This window comes from Streptomyces sp. NPDC007901, from assembly GCF_042959465.1.
GTDB lineage: Bacteria > Actinomycetota > Actinomycetes > Streptomycetales > Streptomycetaceae > Streptomyces.
Window position 1 is genome coordinate 54,688 of the sequence record NZ_JBIBKW010000021.1, and the last position, 18,029, is coordinate 72,716.

Annotated in this window: 18 protein-coding genes and 1 pseudogene; 6 read left to right on the forward strand and 13 right to left on the reverse strand. The window is 71.3% G+C overall.

Annotation, left to right across the window (positions count from 1 at the left end; translation table 11 throughout):
- Positions 1 to 77: 77 nt before the first annotated feature.
- Positions 78 to 773, reverse strand: coding sequence for a DUF4232 domain-containing protein (locus tag ACFZDK_RS43700; protein WP_390981463.1), 696 nt, complete (start codon positions 771 to 773; stop codon positions 78 to 80).
- A gap of 73 nt (positions 774 to 846) precedes the next feature.
- Positions 847 to 1,386 (reverse strand): AsnC family transcriptional regulator, encoded by a 540-nt coding sequence (locus tag ACFZDK_RS43705; RefSeq protein ID WP_390981465.1) that lies wholly within the window; start codon positions 1,384 to 1,386, stop codon positions 847 to 849.
- Positions 1,387 to 1,665: 279 nt separating this feature from the next.
- On the opposite strand from ACFZDK_RS43705, the gene ACFZDK_RS43710 reads away from it, so the two are divergent.
- The 4 genes from ACFZDK_RS43710 (at position 1,666) to ACFZDK_RS43725 (ending at position 5,743) form a co-directional block, all read left to right on the forward strand.
- Positions 1,666 to 2,079: a hypothetical protein gene (locus ACFZDK_RS43710; protein WP_390981467.1), complete on the forward strand. Its 414-nt coding sequence runs from the start codon at positions 1,666 to 1,668 to the stop codon at positions 2,077 to 2,079.
- 18 nt (positions 2,080 to 2,097) lie between these two features.
- Positions 2,098 to 2,778 (forward strand): ATP-binding cassette domain-containing protein, encoded by a 681-nt coding sequence (locus ACFZDK_RS43715; RefSeq protein WP_390981469.1) that lies wholly within the window; start codon positions 2,098 to 2,100, stop codon positions 2,776 to 2,778.
- Positions 2,775 to 5,054, forward strand: coding sequence for an FtsX-like permease family protein (locus tag ACFZDK_RS43720; protein ID WP_390981471.1), 2,280 nt, complete (start codon positions 2,775 to 2,777; stop codon positions 5,052 to 5,054). Before ACFZDK_RS43715 ends, ACFZDK_RS43720 begins: the two co-directional genes overlap by 4 nt.
- Positions 5,055 to 5,173: 119 nt before the next feature.
- Entirely contained in the window at positions 5,174 to 5,743 is a 570-nt protein-coding gene (locus ACFZDK_RS43725; RefSeq protein ID WP_390981473.1) for a YciI family protein, read from the forward strand.
- Between the two features lie 34 nt (positions 5,744 to 5,777).
- Here the strand turns inward: ACFZDK_RS43725 and ACFZDK_RS43730 are convergent.
- Positions 5,778 to 6,707, reverse strand: a pseudogene (locus ACFZDK_RS43730) (IS481 family transposase); the annotation flags it as partial.
- Positions 6,708 to 6,778: 71 nt separating this feature from the next.
- Complete coding sequence (locus ACFZDK_RS43735) at positions 6,779 to 7,144, reverse strand: VOC family protein (RefSeq protein ID WP_390981707.1); 366 nt, start codon at positions 7,142 to 7,144, stop codon at positions 6,779 to 6,781.
- A gap of 92 nt (positions 7,145 to 7,236) precedes the next feature.
- Between ACFZDK_RS43735 and ACFZDK_RS43740 the strand changes: the two genes are divergently transcribed.
- Positions 7,237 to 8,202 (forward strand): WYL domain-containing protein, encoded by a 966-nt coding sequence (locus ACFZDK_RS43740; RefSeq protein WP_390981475.1) that lies wholly within the window; start codon positions 7,237 to 7,239, stop codon positions 8,200 to 8,202.
- Positions 8,203 to 8,212: 10 nt separating this feature from the next.
- Here ACFZDK_RS43740 and ACFZDK_RS43745 read toward each other — a convergent pair whose 3' ends face one another.
- Together ACFZDK_RS43745 and ACFZDK_RS43750 are read right to left on the reverse strand one after the other, a co-directional pair.
- A complete protein-coding gene (locus tag ACFZDK_RS43745) occupies positions 8,213 to 8,602 on the reverse strand; it encodes a VOC family protein (protein WP_390981477.1) in 390 nt (129 codons plus the stop codon).
- A gap of 27 nt (positions 8,603 to 8,629) precedes the next feature.
- Positions 8,630 to 9,562, reverse strand: a complete 933-nt coding sequence (locus tag ACFZDK_RS43750; protein ID WP_390981479.1) for an aminoglycoside phosphotransferase family protein — start codon at positions 9,560 to 9,562, stop codon at positions 8,630 to 8,632.
- 128 nt (positions 9,563 to 9,690) lie between these two features.
- On the opposite strand from ACFZDK_RS43750, the gene ACFZDK_RS43755 reads away from it, so the two are divergent.
- On the forward strand, positions 9,691 to 10,650 hold the full coding sequence (locus ACFZDK_RS43755; protein WP_390981481.1) for an oxidoreductase: 960 nt from the start codon (positions 9,691 to 9,693) through the stop codon (positions 10,648 to 10,650).
- 35 nt (positions 10,651 to 10,685) lie between these two features.
- Here ACFZDK_RS43755 and ACFZDK_RS43760 read toward each other — a convergent pair whose 3' ends face one another.
- The 7 genes from ACFZDK_RS43760 to ACFZDK_RS43790 all read right to left on the reverse strand — a co-directional run bounded on the left by ACFZDK_RS43760 (position 10,686) and on the right by ACFZDK_RS43790 (position 17,944).
- Positions 10,686 to 11,459 (reverse strand): glucose 1-dehydrogenase, encoded by a 774-nt coding sequence (locus tag ACFZDK_RS43760; RefSeq protein WP_390981483.1) that lies wholly within the window; start codon positions 11,457 to 11,459, stop codon positions 10,686 to 10,688.
- A gap of 79 nt (positions 11,460 to 11,538) precedes the next feature.
- Positions 11,539 to 12,123, reverse strand: a complete 585-nt coding sequence (locus tag ACFZDK_RS43765) for a TetR family transcriptional regulator (protein ID WP_390981486.1) — start codon at positions 12,121 to 12,123, stop codon at positions 11,539 to 11,541.
- A gap of 66 nt (positions 12,124 to 12,189) precedes the next feature.
- A complete protein-coding gene (gene nirD / locus ACFZDK_RS43770; RefSeq protein WP_390981488.1) occupies positions 12,190 to 12,540 on the reverse strand; it encodes a nitrite reductase small subunit NirD in 351 nt (116 codons plus the stop codon).
- Positions 12,537 to 15,152: a nitrite reductase large subunit NirB gene (gene nirB, locus ACFZDK_RS43775; RefSeq protein WP_390981490.1), complete on the reverse strand. Its 2,616-nt coding sequence runs from the start codon at positions 15,150 to 15,152 to the stop codon at positions 12,537 to 12,539. The genes nirD and nirB overlap by 4 nt, the downstream gene beginning before the upstream one ends.
- The gene (locus ACFZDK_RS43780) at positions 15,152 to 16,423 is read right to left on the reverse strand and encodes an FAD-dependent oxidoreductase (protein WP_390981492.1); all 1,272 of its coding nucleotides are present in this window, start codon (positions 16,421 to 16,423) and stop codon (positions 15,152 to 15,154) included. The genes nirB and ACFZDK_RS43780 overlap by 1 nt, the downstream gene beginning before the upstream one ends.
- Before the next feature lie 207 nt (positions 16,424 to 16,630).
- The gene (locus tag ACFZDK_RS43785; RefSeq protein WP_390981494.1) at positions 16,631 to 17,251 is read right to left on the reverse strand and encodes a class F sortase; all 621 of its coding nucleotides are present in this window, start codon (positions 17,249 to 17,251) and stop codon (positions 16,631 to 16,633) included.
- Positions 17,252 to 17,419: 168 nt separating this feature from the next.
- Positions 17,420 to 17,944 (reverse strand): hypothetical protein, encoded by a 525-nt coding sequence (locus ACFZDK_RS43790; protein WP_390981496.1) that lies wholly within the window; start codon positions 17,942 to 17,944, stop codon positions 17,420 to 17,422.
- Between the last annotated feature and the right edge of the window lie 85 nt (positions 17,945 to 18,029).

An 18,029-nucleotide genomic window follows, 5' to 3' on the forward strand; every position in this document is an offset into this window, starting at 1 on the left:
GGCACGCAAGAGGAGGGGTGGCACCCTGTGCGGGGGTGCCGCCCCTCCGTGTGCTCCGGCCGGTCCGGTCGCCGGCGTCAGTGGTTGACGGTGATGTGCTTGGCGAGCGCGGTGACGGAGAGGTCGCCGTGGTCGACCCACTCGGGGAAGGCGAGTGTCTTGTGCTGGGTGGAGGCGGGCGGGGTGATCTCCAGGTAGGAGGCGTGCACGGCGCCCGAGGTGCCGGTGTTGGCGTGCGTCCAGGCGACGACGGCCTCGGCGCTCTCGCCGTCCTTGAGGGTGAGGGTCTTCCTGCCCGGGTCCTTGGCGTACCAGGTGTCACCCCAGTGCGTGTGGGACGTGAGGGCCTTGTGCCGGGAGTTCTCCAGGCCCAGACCGGGGTAGCCGCGCAGTGCACAGGTCGTGCCGCTGAGGTTGCGCAGCCTGATCACGACCCCCTGGTGGTTCATGCCCCCGCCGAGCTGCTCGCCGAACGTGGCCTTCAGCGCGGAGGCCGAGCAGGTCGGCGTGGTCTTCGCGTCGCGGGTGCCCGCGGCCGAGGCGGTGCCCGCCCAGGCGAGGCCCAGGCCGGCGACGGCGGCCACGGCGAGCACCGTACGGCCGAGCCTGCGGCCGGAGCGGCGCCTCGCCGTGGAACGGGTGACGAGGGTCTGGTCGGTGGTGTTCCGGTGTTCGTTCACGGTGACGGTGCTCCACTCGTACTCTGCGCCGCGAGCCGCGTCCGCGTCCGGCGCCGTCTTCTTGTGCCCTACACCAGGTTCGATGCGCGCCACGCCGGAAATGTTCGCCGGAGTCTGCGGGAATTTCTCCGGTCCCGAAGACCGGCACGCAGGGCGGCCCTCCCCTTCACACCGACGGCTCCGCCCACAGGTCCGCCGGCACCACCCCGACGGACCGGCCGTCGGCGTCCAGGAGGCGGCCGAGGAGTTTGTCCTGCCGGAGGGTGATGACCCGGTCGGCGATGTCCAGGGTCGGGTGGGCCTGGGCCAGCTGGGTCTCCAGACGGAGGATGTCGCTGACCGAGTGCAGGCTGGCCTGGAGGACGAGGTTCTGGGGTCCGCTGACGGCCGCGCAGTTGCGGGTCTCGGGGAGCCGGATGAGGGCCTCGCCGACGGCGGGGAGGTCGGCGGGCGGGACCCTGGCCCAGAAGGTGACGGCCACGGGCCAGCCGCCGAGGGGCCGGGCGAAGTCGCAGCGGAAGCGCAGCAGGCCGCGGCGGGTGAGGTGTTCGACGCGGCGTTTGGCGGTGGAGAGGCTGACACCGAGCGCGTCGGCCAGGGTCTGGTAGGAGGCGCGGCCGTCGGGGGCGAGGTGGAGGACGAGGGCCCGGTCGAAGGAGGTCGGCTCCCTCGGCGCGGCGGCCGGGGCGCGGACCGGGAACGTCACCCCCCACCAGATCGCCGAGGTCCTCCAAGCCGCCGGCGAAGGCTGGAAGCACCGCGCCGCCGACCGCACCGAATTCACCACCAAGCTCACGATGGCCGTCGCGGTGGCGCTACGACGGTGACCGCCCGAAGTCCCGTGCGGATTTCGGCCGGTGTCCTGTTTTGGATCACCTGATGCGGTGGTGATTCGGTGGCTGAAGGTTTCACCAGGTAGTCGAGGAGCTACTTTCTGTAACTCCGGTGGTCGGCGGGGCCGTCGGAGTCACGGAAGAGGTGGCGTGTGAAGAAGGCACTGGCGAGCGTGGTGGCAGCGGGGATCTTTCTCGCGGGGGCTGGAACGGCGTTCGCCTCTTCCTGGCAGAAGCTGCCCGATCTGAAGACCCGAGGCGCGGCCTTCGAGCAGGGCTTCTACCGGTTCAATCCAGCGGAGCGGAACCACGGTTCGTTCGAATGGAGCGGATATCTGATCGACACCGATCCCGATGACAACCACAACGGTTATGTGCAGGTCCGAGTCGAAGGGCACGACTGGGCCCGTTACTACGGGAAGCAGCGGCAGCGGGTGCGTCTGCACCACTCCAACTGGGACGGTGCCCAGCGGTACACGGACGACGCGTACTTCCGTGTCTGCCTCGACAAGGGAACACTCAGGCCGGACAACTGCTCGTCCCCGCGGCACTACCAACCGCGCTAGGGCTGAGCGGATCTCACGGTGTCCGAAGTCCTTGCTGCACAGGGAATCGACCTGTCCTACGGCTCGTCCCGGGCCGTGGCGGCAGCGAACATCGCGCTCCGGCGCGGGGAGATCGCGGCCATCACCGGTCCCAGCGGGTCGGGGAAGTCGTCCCTCCTGTACTGCCTGGCGGGCGTGCTGCCCGTCAGCTGCGGTGAAGTCCGTTTCGAGGGGCGCACGTTGGGCGACCTCAGCGACAGCGAACTCAGCGCGCTGCGGCGCGATCGGTTCGGTTTCGTCTTCCAGTACGGTGAGCTCCTTCCGGAGCTGACCGTCGAGGAGAACGCCGCGCTGCCCCTGCGGCTGGCCGGGCAGCGCAAGGCGCAGGCGCTGGCGGCCGCCGGGGAGGTCCTTGGCCGGCTGGGGCTCCAGGAACTACGGGAACGGCGTCCCTCCCAGGTGTCGGGCGGGCAGAGCCAACGCGTCGCCGTCGCACGTGCCCTCGTGCACCGGCCCGCCTTGGTCTTCGCCGACGAGCCGACCGGATCGCTCGACAGCGTCAACGCGCAGGCCGTACTGGAAGAGTTCCTCACACTGGCCCGCTCGCAGGGTGCCGCCGTCGTCCTCGTCACGCATGACGCGGACGTCGCGGCGCGCGCGGACACCAGGTACACCATGATCGACGGTGTACTCACCCTTCAGGGGCGGTCGGCCCGGTGAACGAGACCCTCCTGGGGCTGCGGTTGCTCTTCGGCAGCGGGCGTGGCAACCGCGCACGGTTCGTGCTCATGACACTCGGCGGTTCGATCGGGGTCTGCTGTCTGGCAGTCGTACTCACGATTCCTGGGATCCTCGCGGCACAGGACGCTCGCGTAGCGGCCCGTCAGGCCGTTCCGCCCGACCGTGCCGTCGCAGCCGACGTGAGTGGACTGCCGCTGTGGCTGGAGCGTACCGACCCGTACGGCTCGAGGCCCCTTGTCCGCATCTTCCTCGCCCGGGGCACCGAAGCCGTGGCGCCGCCGCCGGGTCTGAAGGCCGTCCCCGACCGCGGAGAGGTCTTCGTGTCCCCGCGTCTGCATGAACTGCTGCGCACCGAGAACGGGCTGGCCCAGCGCCTGCCCGGTCGGGAGGAGGGGCTGATCGGACCGCCAGGGCTGGCACGCCCCGATGAACTCGTCGCTTACGTGGGCATGAGCCGCGGCGAGCTCTCCGACGGACTGCCGGTGACCCGCTTCGGGAAACGGGAAGCACCGATCTCCACGGTGGATCCGTCGACGCTCGACATCCTGCGCTTCACGATGGTCGGCATCGTGCTGCTGCCGCTCGCCGTCTTCCTCTCCGTGTGTGCCCGCCTCTCGGCCGCGGAGCGGGCCCGCAGACTGGCCGCGCTGCGGCTGCTGGGGATGAGCATCAAGGAAGTGCAGCGGGTGAACGCCGCCGAGACCGTTGCGGCGGCAGGTCTGGGCGCACTTCTGGGGCTGGGCGAGTACTGGATCCTGAACCAGCTCTTCTCCCGGGCCGGCCTTCCCGGATTCACGTGGTACCCGGGGGACGGCACGCCGAGTGGTACGACGCTTCTGGCCTGCCTCGTGGGATGCCCGGCGCTCGCCTGGTTCGTCGGCCGGGCCAGCGCGCGGAAGGCGGCCGCCAACCCGCTCGCCGTCCGCCGGGCGGCGGTGGAGAAACCCCCGTCGTCCTGGGGCTTCCTGCCACTGATCGCGGGATCCGGCATTGCCGCCGGGTACTGCGCCGCCGGTATCACCGGCCACGCGCCTCGTGACACCTTCCTGCCGTCGCTGCTCATTCCGTCGGCGATCATCATGATCGGCGTGGGTCTCGTGACGACCCTCGCACCCCTGTGCCGGATGCTCGCCCAGCGGGTGGCCCGGTCGACCCGTTCCCTCGCGCTCGGTCTCGCGATGCGCCGTAACGAGGCCGAACCGGGCGGCACGCTCCGGGTGGCCGCCGGTCTCGTCCTCCTGGTGTTCGCCGCCTCCCTCGCACAGGGAGTACTGATCCAACTGGACCAGGCCACCAGGAACTCCTCCAGGATCCAGAGCTACGACATTCCCTACGGGGAGCTCACGACAGCCCAGCGACGATCACTCGGGCACCTGAAGGACACCCAAGGCCATGTCGTCAGCATGCAGTCGTCGCTCGTCGGAGCTTCCGAGACGGCCTGGTCCCCTCATGTCGTCGTAGCCACCTGCTCCCAGCTCCGCGCAGCGGTGTCGTGGACCGGGCCATGCGTGGACGGACAGGCCATGCGCTTGCGGGGTACCGAAGGGACGGTGGGCGAGGCCCCCCAGGCCGGTGCGAGGTTCGCCGTGCAACTGGACGGCGGATACCGGAGGCTGTCGCTCACAGTGCCGGAACGCAGTCTTCCCTACCGCGAGTTCCCGGGGAGCTTGGTCATCGACCCCGAGTCCGTTCTCTTGCCGCCGTCCGCGCTTCCGCCGGGCAGCCGGCCCGTGAACGCCACGTTCACGCTCGTCAGCACATCCGACCCGGATGTCGTCCGCCGGGTTCTCGACGGCATCGGCCATGTCGCCCCGACCGCCGACGTGCTCCCGCAGGGCCTGGACATCACGGGCCTCCAGCAGATCGCCGTCATCAAGACGCTCCTCGCCGTCGGCATGGTCCTGGGCCTGGTCATCGGCATCGGCGCCTACCTCGTCGCCGCCACCGACCGAGCCGTCGAACGCCGTCCCCAAGTCACCGCCCTCGCACTGCTCGGCGCACGCCCACGCACCCTGAGGGCCGTTCAGGTCGCCCAGGTCGTCCTGCCACTGGCCATCGGCCTCGCGCTGGCCGTCGTCGTCGGGAAGATGGCCGAGTCCGGCTACCTGGTCACCGGCGGCGGCGCGATCTTCTGGGACGGAGCCGGGCTGCCCCTTCTGCTCGCCGGCACGCTGGGTGTCATGGCGGTCGCCGCCCTCGGTGCCCTGCCGTTGGTCGGGCGTCGGATCGACCCGGAGCTGATCCGGCGGGACTGAGGTGGAGGGAGGGGTACGGGAGGGGGCGGTAACCGGTATCGGGGACCGCCCCCTCCGGGCGTCGTGGCGCTGGTATTTGCGGTTGAGTCGGCGGGCGTGCTGCGAAAGGCTTCGTGGTCATGGAGTTCTTCTGTTATCACCGGGACCGGGTCGGCTCCGGGGCGCTGCGCAGGGCGTTGGTGGAGGAGCACTGGTCGTACATGGACCGGTACGGCGCCGAGCTGATCGCTCGTGGGCCGACGTTCGGGGCGGACGGTGAGACGCTGAGCGGGAGTGTGCACATCGTCGAGCTGCCGGATCCGGCGGCTGCCCGGGCGTTCGCCTTCGACGAGCCGAACTACCAGGCGGGCGCGTACCGGGACGTGCTGCTGCGGCGGTGGCGGAATCTGCTGGGGCGCACGATGTGGGAGTTCCCGGGTGGGCGGAGCGGTGGCAAGCGGTACCTGGTGCTGGGCCTTGGGCCGGAGCAGGACGCCGTCGTCGGCGGTGGTGGGGGCGACCTGCCGGGCGGGGCCGATCGTGGCGAGCTGATCGCGTTCGGGCCGCTGCTGTCCGACGACGGCGGCGTCTGGGTCGGTACGGCGGCGCTGGTCCGGGCCGAGGGACCGGAGGCGGCGCGGGCCGTTCTGGGGCCGGTCCGGTACGCGGACGTCGAGGTGCAGGAGTGGGAGTTCGGCGGGCGGCGGTGACGGGGGCGAACGGAGGGCGGGTGGGCGGTCGCTGGGTGTATGAGGGCTCGACGTTGGTGACGCTCTCGCGGAGGCGTGCCGCTGGCGGCTTTCCGGCGGCAGCACGGTGCGGCCGGTGGTAGTTGTAGTGGATGTTCCACACTGCGATCGCGGCTGACCGGGCGTCCTCGCTGGTGAACTCGCGGGCGTAGAGGACTTCCTCCGCCATGACGCGCTGGTAGCGCTCCACCTTCCCGTTGTGCCGAGGTGTGTATGGCTTGGTTCTCTGATGCCGGGTGCCTTGCCCGACGATGCGGGCGAAGTCGCCGGAGCGGTAGCAAGCGCCATTGTCGGTGACGACCCGGTGGATGTGGTTGATGCCGTGGGCGGCGAACCAGACCTGCGCCCGGGCGAGGAAAGCAGCAGCTGTCGCGCCCTTCTCCACCCAGCGGTTCTGTGCAGGCGAGCCGTGGGAAGCCATCGACGACGGAGTGCAGGTAGACGTAGCCACGCTTTGCCCCGGCCGACTTCGCCCGACTGGCGACCTCGGCCTGATCGCTGTCCCGGCCGTGGATCCGGGCGGTGATCTTCCCCGGCTTCCGGTTGTTCTCACCGCCTGGGTCGATGAAGCGGCGTTTGCCGAGGCCGAGCCGGGTCAGGTGTCGGCTGACAGTTCGCCGGTCGATCACAAAACCGATACTGACAGGTTCGTCGCTGATCCGTTGCGCGGACCACTTGAGCTCGCGGCGCCAGGACTCGATCTGCTCGATGATCCATGCCGGAGTCGCGTTCGGACTCCGGTGCGGACTCGACGCCCGGTCTTGCAATCCCGCATCACCGTGTAGCCGCCGGCGATGTACCCACTTGCCGGCGCATGCGCGAGAGATACCCATCTCAGCGGCGACGGGGGCAATGGAACGTGTCCGGCACCGCTTCACGAGCCGTCTCGGCCCTCGACGCTCAGGAGCGCACTCGCGTGAGGCACTCGTCGTCCTCTCGAAGTCGGACGACGGCAGGCGTGACACCTGTCGTGCGCGCCTGCCGCATTGCGGCCTTTCAGTCCCGCGGTGCGACGCGGATACGGTTCCCGTCAGGATCGGCTGCGAGGAAGGTCAGCCCGAACCCCGCATCATGAGGTTCGCGCAGGATCGTGACCCCGTTGGACTTCCACTGCTCAAAGGTCGCGTTGAACTCGTCGGGCCCACCGTCGATGGCCAGGCAAACCTCACTGGTGCGCGGGACGTCCGGTGACAGATCCTCGAACTGGCCGGACCACAGACCGAGGTCAGCGCCTGGCCCGAGGTCGAAGGTGATGTATCCCGGAGTCTCGAACGAGGGGCTCTTGCCGAGGAGGTCGCCGTAGAAACGAGCTGCGGCGGGAGCGTCGTTCACGTAGACGATGGACACGACGGATGTGGTCATGGTTGTTCCTTCTCCCAGGTCGTAGGTACGCATCCACCAGCCTGACCGGGATATGCGCCGCATCGTGTCGCAATTCCTGAAAAAATTGGTGTGTGACCCCAGACCGGTTCTTCACCCTGATGCTGCTCCTCGAATCGAGGGATGCCGTGACCACACAGGAACTCGCCTCAGCGCTCGGGGTGTCCCTTCGAACCATCACCCGAGACCTGAACTGGCTCCGCGACGCCGGTCTGCCGGTGACCGCACACCGGGGCCGCCTCGGAGGCGTGACCATGCTGCCCGGATCCGGACTCGACCTCACGCGACTCACACCGGGCGAGCGTGATCATCTGTCGCTCACCGGGCTGGATGAGAAGCAACGTGAGGAGCTCAACGCATCGGTCGAAAGCCGGCGCGCGCTCTCCAAGATCGCCGCTGCACAGCCACGTCGAGTTCATGAGCTCCTGCCGCTCACCGACGTAGTGCACGTGGACAGCCGTCCCTGGCGTCAGGCACGAGCTTCCGGCACGACTCCGGCTTCGCTGATCGGCGCAGTGCGGCGAGGTCGCCGACTACGGATCGAGTACGACAGCCCACGCGAGTCATGCCCACGCGACCTGGTCGTGGATCCCTACGGGCTGTTCGCCAAGGCCGGCATCTGGTACCTCGTCGCCGACTGTGCCCGACTGCCGCGGATGTACCGACTCGAACGGATCGCGACGTGGAAAGAAGTCGACCAGCCACGACGGATCCGCGAGAGCCAGACCCTGGCAACCGTCGCTGCAGCGCTCGTTGATCAGTGGGAACACAACCACGCGATAGAGGTCAGCGCCACCATCGACCAGACCCAGATCGAGCGAGCGCAACGGATCTTTGGCCGACGACTCGTCTGGGACGAACATGAAGAATCCGCCACCGGCCGCAAGGCAACGATCCGCTTCCTGCATCTGGAGGACGTGCGAGCACTACTGCCGTTCGGGAGCGCCATCACTGTGCACGGCCCCACCGAAGCCAGGGCTCACCTCAGCGACCTCGCGACCCATCTTGCCCACCACTATGCGCCGTCACCAACGTCCTGACCCGCAACAGCTAGGGGGTGAGGGGGAAGAGGCAGAACTCGTTGCCCTCCGGATCCGCCAGGACCGTGTGATCGTCGTGGCGGGCGCGCACCGACGCCCCGAGTGCCGTCAGGCGTAGTGTCTCCGCCTCCGGGTCGGCGGCCCGGACGTCCAGGTGAACGCGGTTCTTCAGCTGTTTTTGTTCCGGGACGAGCTGGAACCACAGGCGCGGGCCGCCCGAGGCCGGTTCGAGCAGGACCGTCGGGTCGTCCTCGGGGCTGTCGATGCCCAGGGAGCGCAGGCGGGCCAGTTCGGTGTCGTCGTAGGGGGCTACGGCGTAGTCGTCGAGGGCGGCGGCCCAGAAGCGGGCCGCCGACGCGGGGTGGGCGGCGTCGACGACGATGTCGTGGAGGTGGGCCATGTGCGCATCCTGTACGGTCGTGCGCCGTCACGCGACCAGCAACTCCGCCAGTGTGTCGGCGAATTCGGTGATCCGGTCCCGCTGAGGGCCGCCCCGGGCGATACGGAACCCGTGCCGGCGGCCCCAGAACGCCGCCTGCACGGCGTGCAACTGGGCCCAGCGTCCGACCCGTTCGCGGTCCAGTTCCGCCGCGTCCGCGAAGACGTCGAGGAGACGGTGGACGGCCTTGGGGAGGTCGTCGGCCCGCATGAGCGAGAGCGCGCGGGACTTCAGCAGGGTGCCGCCGTCGTACGCCGGGTCGCCGACGTGGCCCTTCGGGTCGACGGCCAGCCACGGCTCGCGGTCCGCCCGCAGGATGTTCCGTGCGTGCAGGTCGCCGTGGACGAGGGTGTCCGGCTGGGTGAGCCCCAGTTCGCGGGCCGTGGCCACGGCCGCGTCCGTCACGCGGGGCGGGAGCGCGTGGGACAGTTCCGCCGTGTTCCGGTGCAGTTCCGTCGCCCAGAGGTCCGCCCGGTCCCGGAGGCGGGGCAGGTCCGGGGGCGCCGGGACGGCCAGGCGGCGGTTGAGGCGGCCCGCGATGGTCACCACCGTCTCGTCGTCGGACTCCAGCGCCGCCAGCGTGGTCGGGTGGGCCCGTTCCAGGAGGAGGGCGAAGCGGGCGTCGTCGCGTCGGTGGAGCAGCACCGCACCACGGCCGGCCCACACCTCGAACGCGTCCGGCTCGTGGACGTTGCCGGGGTGCGGGAAGGACACCTTCAGGACGGCGCGTGTGCCGGTGGGCCGCTGTCGTACGGGGACCACCAGCCCGACACCCCCGTGCATCACCTCACCGTCGGGTACGCACTCCCAGCGTTCCAGCAAGTCGGCCACGATCGCGGGGAGTTCCGCGATCCAGGCCGCCCCACGGTCGCCCTCGCGGTCGATCGTGCCCCGCGCCAGTGCCTCCGGAATGCCGATCATCCCGGCACCCTACGCGCCGGCCGGTTCGTGCGCGGGCCGTGCGGTGTACGGCCGCGTCGTCCGGCATCCCCGGCGCCCCGCCCTCGTATGCTGGCCGCGACACGGACCCCACCGGTGGAGGGCACCCCATGAGCGGCGGCCGGATCAGAGGTCTGAGCAGGGGCTGGAACAGTGGTGACATCCCGGATCTCGCCGGTCGGGTCGCCGTCGTCACCGGGGCCAACAGCGGGCTCGGGTACGTCACCGCGCGGGAGCTGGCCCGCAAGGGCGCCCGGGTCGTGCTCGCCTGCCGGAGCGAGGCGCGGGGGCGGGCGGCCGGGGACCGGATGGTCGCCGAAGTGCCGGACGCGGACGTCGAGTTCGGGAGGCTGGATCTCGGGGACCTGGGGTCCGTACGGGAGTTCGCGCGGTCCTTCCCCTGCGACCGGCTCGATCTGCTCGTCAACAACGCCGGGGTGATGGCGCCGCCGTACGGGACCACAGCGGACGGGTTCGAGACGCAGTTCGGGGTCAACCACCTCGGGCACTTCGCCCTCACGGGGCTGCTCATGCCCCTGCTGCTCCGTGCCCCCGGCGCCCGCGTCGTCACCGTCTCCAGCATGATGCACGTCCTCGCCAACATCGATCTCGACGACGTCAACAGCGCGCGCCGCTACCGGCGTTGGGTCGCGTACGCGCGGTCCAAGAGTGCCAACCTGCTGTTCACCCACGAGCTGGCCCGGCGTGCCGAAGGGCAGGGTGCCGGTCCGGTCGCCGCCGCCGCTCATCCGGGGTACGCCGCCACCGGTCTGCAGACCGCCGGGCCCCGTGCCGAGGGGCGGCGTGGCACCGAGCGGATGATGGCGGCCGCGAATGCCGTGTTCGCGCAGTCCGCCGAGGCCGGGGCCCTGCCCACGCTCTACGCGGCCACCGCCCCCGGCGTACGGCCCGACTCCTTCACCGGGCCCTCGATCGCGATGTGGCGCGGCGCGCCCGCCCCTTCCCGGCGGGCGCCCTGGACCCGTGACGACACCATGGCGCGACGCCTCTGGGACGCGTCGGAGCGGCTCAGCGGGGTGTCCTACGACGCCGTCCTGAAGGCGTCCTGAAGGCGTCCTGAGCCGCAGCGGCCGGTGGCCGGCGGCTACAGCGAGGCGCCGCTGTCCACCACCAGGTCCGTCCCCACCACCGACGCCGCGGCGTCCGAGGCCAGGTACAGCACGGCCGCCGCGATCTCCTCCGTGGCCGAGACCCGGCCCAGGGGAAGGGTGGCCCGCGCCCGCTCCGCCCGGTCCGCGTCCGTCTCGCCCGCGCGCAGCGACATCGAGGTGGCGGTCGCGCCGGGGCTCACCACGTTGATGCGGACGCCGTCGCGGATGTGGTCCAGCGCCGCACCCCGGCTCAGCGCCGTCACCGCGGCCTTCGTCGCCGAGTAGGCGGCGGCGCCGGGGGCCGCGGTGTGGACGCCGAAGTTCGAGGAGACGGTGACGATCGCGCCGCCCGTCGGCTGGGTCCGCATCCGCCGGATCTCGGCCTGCAGCGCCAGGTGCACGCCGGTGACGTTGACCGCCAGCTGCTCGTGCCAGTCGGCCTCCGGGAGGTCGGCCAGCGGCACCCCGCCCCGGAAGACCCCCGCGTTGTTCACCGCCACGTCCAGCGAACCGAAGTGGTCCACGGCGGCCGCCACCAGCGCCTCCGCGTCCCCGGGCCGCGAGACGTCGGCGGGTGCCGCCAGCGCCTCGCCGCCCCGCTCCTCGATCAGCGTGACCGTCTCCTTCAGCGGCTCCGCACGGCGGCCCGTCACGACCACGCGCGCGCCCTCCGCCGCGAACGCCAGGGCGACGGCCCGCCCGATGCCACTGCCGCCGCCGGTGACCAGCGCCGTACGACCCGAGAAACGATCCCCAGTGGTAGCCATCAGTATGATCTTCCCTTTTCTTGAACGATCGGTTCAGTATCGAGGCGAAAAAAATCCCCGCGGCAGCGGGGAGGGTCCGTCAGTCCAGCAGGCGCAACGCCTGGTCCGCCGCGTCCCGGACCCGCGCCGGGTCCGTCGAGGCCTTGCCCACCACCCGCAGGCCCTGCAGCAGGACCAGCAGGGTGCGGGCGAGGGCCAGCGGCGCGCGGTCGGCGGGGAGTTCGGCCTGGGCCCGGGCCCGGACGAGGGCCGCGTGCAGCGCCGTCTCGACGCGGTCCCAGTCGTGTTCGACGCTGCGCGCGGCGGCCGGGTCGTGCGGGGCGAGTTCGGCCGCCGCGTTGGTGACCATGCAGCCGCGCAGCCGCAGCTCGTCGGTGGCGGACTCGTCGGCGTACTGCCGTACCAGCGCGCGTACGGCCGGCAGTACCGGGCCCGGCTGGGACAGGGCCCGCAGCAGGGGCGGGAGGCGGTCCTGCTGGTAGCGGTCCAGCGCCTTCAGGTACAGGTCGTGCTTGCTGCCGAAGGTCGCGTAGAGGCTGGCCCGGCCGATGCCCAGGTGCTCGACCAGGTCGGCCATGGACGTCGCCTCGTAGCCGCGCCGCCAGAACAGCTCCAGGGCCGACAGCAGCGCGGTGTCCGGGTCGAACTCCTTGGTCCTGGCCATGTGCCAGAGCCTAGTTTTTTCTGGAACGATCAGTCAAGCAGTGATCGGTCAAGCAGGGCGGGGAGTTCAGGCTGCCCGAACCTCGTACGCGGCCACCCGCACCGTCTCGTCGTCCAGGCACTGCCCGGTCACCAGGTCGAAGCGCTGCTTCAGCAGGGGCGAGGCGACGAACGGGCGGCCCTGGTGGGTGCCGGTCAGGCCGCGGGAGAGGACCGCCGCGCCGCCGAACGGGTCGCGGTTGTCGATGGCGTACAGCCGGTCCGCGCGGTCGCGGAAGAGGGCGACCTGGCGGCCGTCCGGCAGGAGTGCGGCCACGCCCCGGCCGGGGGTCAGCCGGTCCAGGTCGCAGACCGTGAACCAGCTGTCCTCCAGCTGCAGTTGGACCTTCAGGTCGGTGGTCTCGGGTGCCAGGGTCATCGCTGGGCGCTTCCTTCCAGAACGTCTGCCGTGTCGTGCGCGGGGCGCATGCCGATGGACAGCAGCGGCAGGTCGGGCTTCATCTGGTCCCGCTCGGGGACGAAGCCGACGACCGGGTCGGGGGTGTCGGGGGCGTTGACGAAGGACACGAACCGGGCGAGCTTCTCCGGGTCGTTGACGGTCGACGCCCACTCGTCGGCGTAGTGGGCGACATGCGCGGCCATCAGCGACTCCAGCTCCTCGCAGATGCCCAGGGAGTCCTCGACGACGACGTCACGGACGTGGCCGAGGCCGCCCGGGATCCGCTCCAGCCAGGTCGAGGTGCGCTCCAGGCGGTCGGCCGTACGGATGTAGAACATCAGGAAACGGTCGATCAGCCGGACCAGTTCGGCGTCGGACAGGTCCTGCGCGAGCAGGTCCGCGTGGCGCGGGGTGGCGCCGCCGTTGCCGCCGACGTACAGGTTCCAGCCGCCCGCGGTGGCGATCACGCCGAAGTCCTTCGACTGGGCCTCCGCGCACTCCCGGGCACAGCCGGAGACCGCCGACTTGAGCTTGTGGGGCGACCTGAGCCCCCGGTAGCGCAGTTCCAGGTCGATCGCCATCCGCACCGAGTCCTGGACGCCGTACCGGCACCACGTCGAGCCCACGCAGGACTTCACCGTGCGCAGCGACTTGCCGTACGCGTGCCCGGACTCGAAGCCCGCGTCCACCAATCGCGTCCAGATCAGCGGGAGTTGTTCCACCCGCGCCCCGAACATGTCGATCCGCTGGCCGCCGGTGATCTTCGTGTAGAGGCCGAAGTCGCGGGCGATCTCACCGATCACGATCAGCCCCTCGGGGGTGATCTCGCCGCCGGGGATCCGCGGGACGACCGAGTACGAGCCGTTCTTCTGGAGGTTGGCGAGGAAGTGGTCGTTGCTGTCCTGGAGCGCGGCCTGCTCGCCGTCCAGGACATAGCCGCTCGCGCCGATCGTCGGGGCGAGGGACGCGATGATCGACGCCACCGCCGGCTTGCAGACCTCGCAGCCGTCGCCGCCCCGGGCGCCCTCCCGGCCGTAGCGGTCCAGCAGGTCCTGGTAGGTGTTGAGGCGCAGCGCGAGGACGATCTCGTACAGCTCCTCGCGGGTCTGCGCGAAGCAGCCGCACAGGCCCTTGTCGACCTCGACGCCGGACGCCTCCAGCTCGGCGGTGACCAGCTGGCCGAGCACCTTGACGCAACTGCCGCACGTCGTACCGGCCTTGGTGCACTTCTTCACCTCGGGCACGGTGGTGCAGCTGTGCTCGGTGACCGCGCCGCGGATCGTGCCCTTGCGGACGTTGTTGCAGGAGCAGATGATCGCGTCGTCCGGCAACGCGGTCGGGCCGAGCTGCACGGACTCCCCGGCGCCGGCCGGCAGCACCAGCGACTCCGGCGAGATGGGCGGCACCGAACCGGTGAACGCCTTCAGCGTGCCGTACGCCTCCGCGTCCCCGACCAGGATGCCGCCGAGCAGCGTGCCGTCCCGGCCGATGACCAGCTTCTTGTACAGACCGGAACGGGAGTCGGAGTAGACGACGTCCAGGCAGTCCTCGGTCGCGCCGTGCGCGTCGCCGAAGGAGGCCACGTCCACGCCGAGCAGCTTCAGCTTGGTGGACAGGTCCGCGCCGGTGAAGGCGGCCTCGTCGGCGGCGATGGTGGCGGCGGCCGTCTCGGCCTGCTCGTAACCCGGTGCCACCAGGCCGTACACCCGGCCGTCCGCCGCCAGCGCGCACTCGCCGATCGCGAACACCTGCGGGTCGGAGACGGTACGGCACTGCTCGTCGACCGTGATGCCGCCGCGCTCGCCGACGGACAGCCCGCAGTCCCGGGCGAGTTGGTCGCGCGGCCGCACACCGGCACTGAACACCACCAGATCGGTGGCGAGTTCGGAACCGTCGGACAGCTTCATGCCGGTCACGGCGCCGGCCTCGTCGACGACGATCTCCTGCGTGCCCACACCCGTGTGCACGCTCAGCCCCATCTCCTCGATGGTGCGCAGCAGGGCCGCGCCACCGCCCTCGTCCACCTGGACCGGCATCAGCCGGGGCGCGAACTCCACGATGTGCGAGGTGAGTCCGAGGCCCTTGAGCGCGCCGGCCGCCTCCAGACCGAGCAGACCGCCGCCGACCACGGCACCCGTGGTGGCCGTCCTCGCGTACTCCTCGATCGCGAGCAGGTCCTCGATCGTGCGGTAGACGAAGCAGCCGGTGGCGTCCTTGTTCGGGACGGGCGGCACGAACGGGAAGGAACCGGTGGCCAGGACCAGCGTGTCGTACGCGAACACCGCGCCCGACCTGGCCGTCACCTTCCGCGCCTCGCGGTCGACCGTCACCGCCGGGTCGTCGACGTACAGCTCGATGCCGTGCGTCTCGATGAACTCCAGGTCGGTCAGGGAGAGTTCCTCGGGGCTCTTGCCCGCGAAGTACGAGGTGAGGGCGACCCGGTCGTACGCCGGACGCGGCTCCTCGCACAGCACGACCACGCGGTGCGTGGCGGTCAGGCCGCGCTCGGCGAGCGCCTCGAGGAAGCGCTGGCCGACCATGCCGTGGCCGACGAGCACGATCGTGGGGGTGGCCCCCGGGGCGGTGGTCATCAGGAGCCTCCATCGTTGGTGAGCAGGTGGAGCAGCGGCCCGCCGCCGGAGGGCAGCGGCTCTGCTCCCTCCCAGGCGCGGGCGAGCGCGCCGACGGTGCCGAGTTCGCCGACCAGGACCCCGCCGACCAGCCGGTCGTCACGGACGACGACCTTGCGGTACGTGCCCCGGGTGGCGTCGGCGAGCTGTACGACGTCGTCGCCGGGGCGGGCTTCGGTCTCGCCGAACGCGGCGAGGTCGAACGTCTTGAGCGGGGAGTCGGTGCCGGCGAGGGTGAGCCGGGTGAGGGAACGGGTGCCGGTGTAGCGGCAGTCGCCGTCCCCGGCGAGCAACTCGGCGAGCGCCTCGGCCTGTTCGAGGGCGGGTGCCGCCAGGCCGTACACCGTCCCCTCGTGCTGGGCGCAGTCGCCGATCGCGTGGATGTGCGGGTCGGAGGTGCGTAGTTCGTCGTCGACGAGGATGCCCTGGTGGACGGCGAGTCCGGCGTCCTGGGCCAGGCCGACCCGGGGCCGGACCCCGCACGCGACGACGACGAGATCGGCGTCGAGGACGTACCCGTCGGCGAGTTCCACCGAGCGGACCGCGCCGCCGACGCAGCGCAGGTCCCGCACCCGGCACTCGGTGTGCACCTCGACGCCCAGGTCCTTCAGGTGGCGCAGCACGAGCTTCGAGGCGGCCGGGTCGAGCTGGCGCTCCATGAGCCGTTCCGCCTGCTGGGCGAGGACGACCTTCGCGCCGCGCACGGCGAGCGCGCGGGCCGCGGAGACCCCGAGCAGCCCGCCGCCGACGACCACCGCCCGCACCCCGGGCCGTACCGTCTTGGACAGCCCCAGGCAGTCGTCCATGGTCCGGAACGCGTGCACGCCCTCGGGGAGGACGTGGTCCGGCGTGAACAGCCCGCGCAGCGGCGGGAGTACCGGGTTGGAGCCGGTGGCCAGGACCAGCGTGTCGTATGCGATCTCCGTGCCGTCCGCGCAGCCGACGGTCCGGGCGGCGCGGTCGATGCCGGTCACCCGGGCGCGGACGATGTCGGCGGGCGCGGGCAGGGCGATCACCTCGGGGGCGTAGCGGCCGGCCAGCACCTCGGCGAGCAGCACCCGGTTGTACGGGCGGTGCTCCTCGTCGCCGACGAGCGTCACGGAGGTGCCGGGCGCACCGGCCCTGCCGGCGCCACTGGCCCCTCCGGCCGTGCCGAGCTCACCGAGCCGCCGGGCGAGACGGACGCCCGCGAGGCCGGCGCCGATCACCACCACACGCGTATTCGAGGTCATGCCAGGAGCGTGCGCGGCCGACGTTACCCGGCCGCATCACCACTGTTTCCCACGAGGAACGCTGCCCTCTTCGAAGGCGGGGGATGGGTGTGAGGGGTCCGGGGGCGGGTCGGCGGGGGCTGTGAGGTGGGGGAAACGCGGGGGTGCGGTCGGGCTGCGCCGCAGGCCGGAGGGGGACGGTCGGGCGGGGGAGCGGTTGTGTACGGCTCAGCGGCTGCCGGTCAGGTGGGCGAAGACGACGACGTTGCCCTGATAGCCGGTCGTGCGCGAGTAACCGCCGCCGCAGGTGATCACTCTGAGCTCGGGGCGCCGCGCGGCGCCGTACACCTTCTCGTCCGGGAAGTCGCGGGCCTGGTAGACCTCCACCGCGTCCACGGTGAACACGGCGACGGCCTTGTCCTGCCGGTCCACCTCGATGGTCGCGCCGCGCTTGAGGGCGCCGAGGTCGTAGAAGACGGCCGGGCCCTCGGTGTTGTCGACGTGCCCGGCGACGATCGCGGTGCCGATCTCGCCGGGCGCGGTGCCGGCCTCGTACCAGCCGGCGAGGTTCTTCTCGCCGGCGGGCGGGACGTCGAGGCTGCCGGCGGGGGTGAGGGAGAGGCCCATGAGGGGGGCGTTCACATGGATGGCGGGGATACGGATCCGGGTGGGCGGGGAGTGCGGCAGTGCGGGAGCCCGCAGCCGTTCCTCGACGGGGTCGGGGCGGCCCTCGGCGGCGGACGGCTGCGGCGGGGTGTGCGCTCCGGCGCCGGGTGCGAGGAGCCAGATGCCCGAGCCGAGGGCTACGACGGTGACGGCGGCTATCGCGGTGTCCCCGATCTTGCGCATGCGAACCCCTCTTTCAGAGGTCGGAACGTCTCACAGGGGGACCAGGCGCCAGGGAAGGTGAGAACCTCTGGCAAACGTGACCCCCTACCCCCTCCGGGCCGCGAGGGGCGTCGGACCCGGAGGGGGTGGGATGTGCGGTACCGGCGGACGGACAGCGGAGGGTGTCCGTCAGATCACATCGCCTCTCGCCCGGCGATGCAGGAGCCAGGTACCGCCCGCGGCGGCGACGGCCAGAGCCGTCACACCCGCCGCGGTCTGCACGGGGTCGGTGCCCAGGGCACCACCGACCCCCGTCTTCACACTGCCGTGGGGCTGCAGTTGCCCGGCGGCGGCCGGCGTCAGCGCCACCGTCAGGTCCCCGGTCACCTGCCGGGTCCCGTCGGCGCACTTCGCGACGATCTCGTACGTCCCCGGCTGCGCGCTCGGCGGCACCCGGAACTGCCCGATCGCCTCGCCCTCGTGCGCGCTCGGCGCCAGCGTGAACGTGCCCGCGCCGACGGAGCCGGCGTCGCCGACCGCCGACCCCTTCTCCCCGCAGGCCGCGGTGTTCACGCTGACCTGGCCGCCCGGCGCCGCGGTCGACGGGTACACGTCCAGGGTGTCGGTGCCGCCGCCGTACGCCGGTGCGGCGGCCACACCGGCCGCGGCCACGGCGAGCGCGGTCCCGGCCAGCAGACGGGCGGTGCGTCGCATGGTGCTCCTCCGTCGAGCTCGTCCACTCCCTTGCTCTACCGAGGTAAAAGCAGGCGGCCCGGCCCCGCTCCCCGAGATTCCGTCA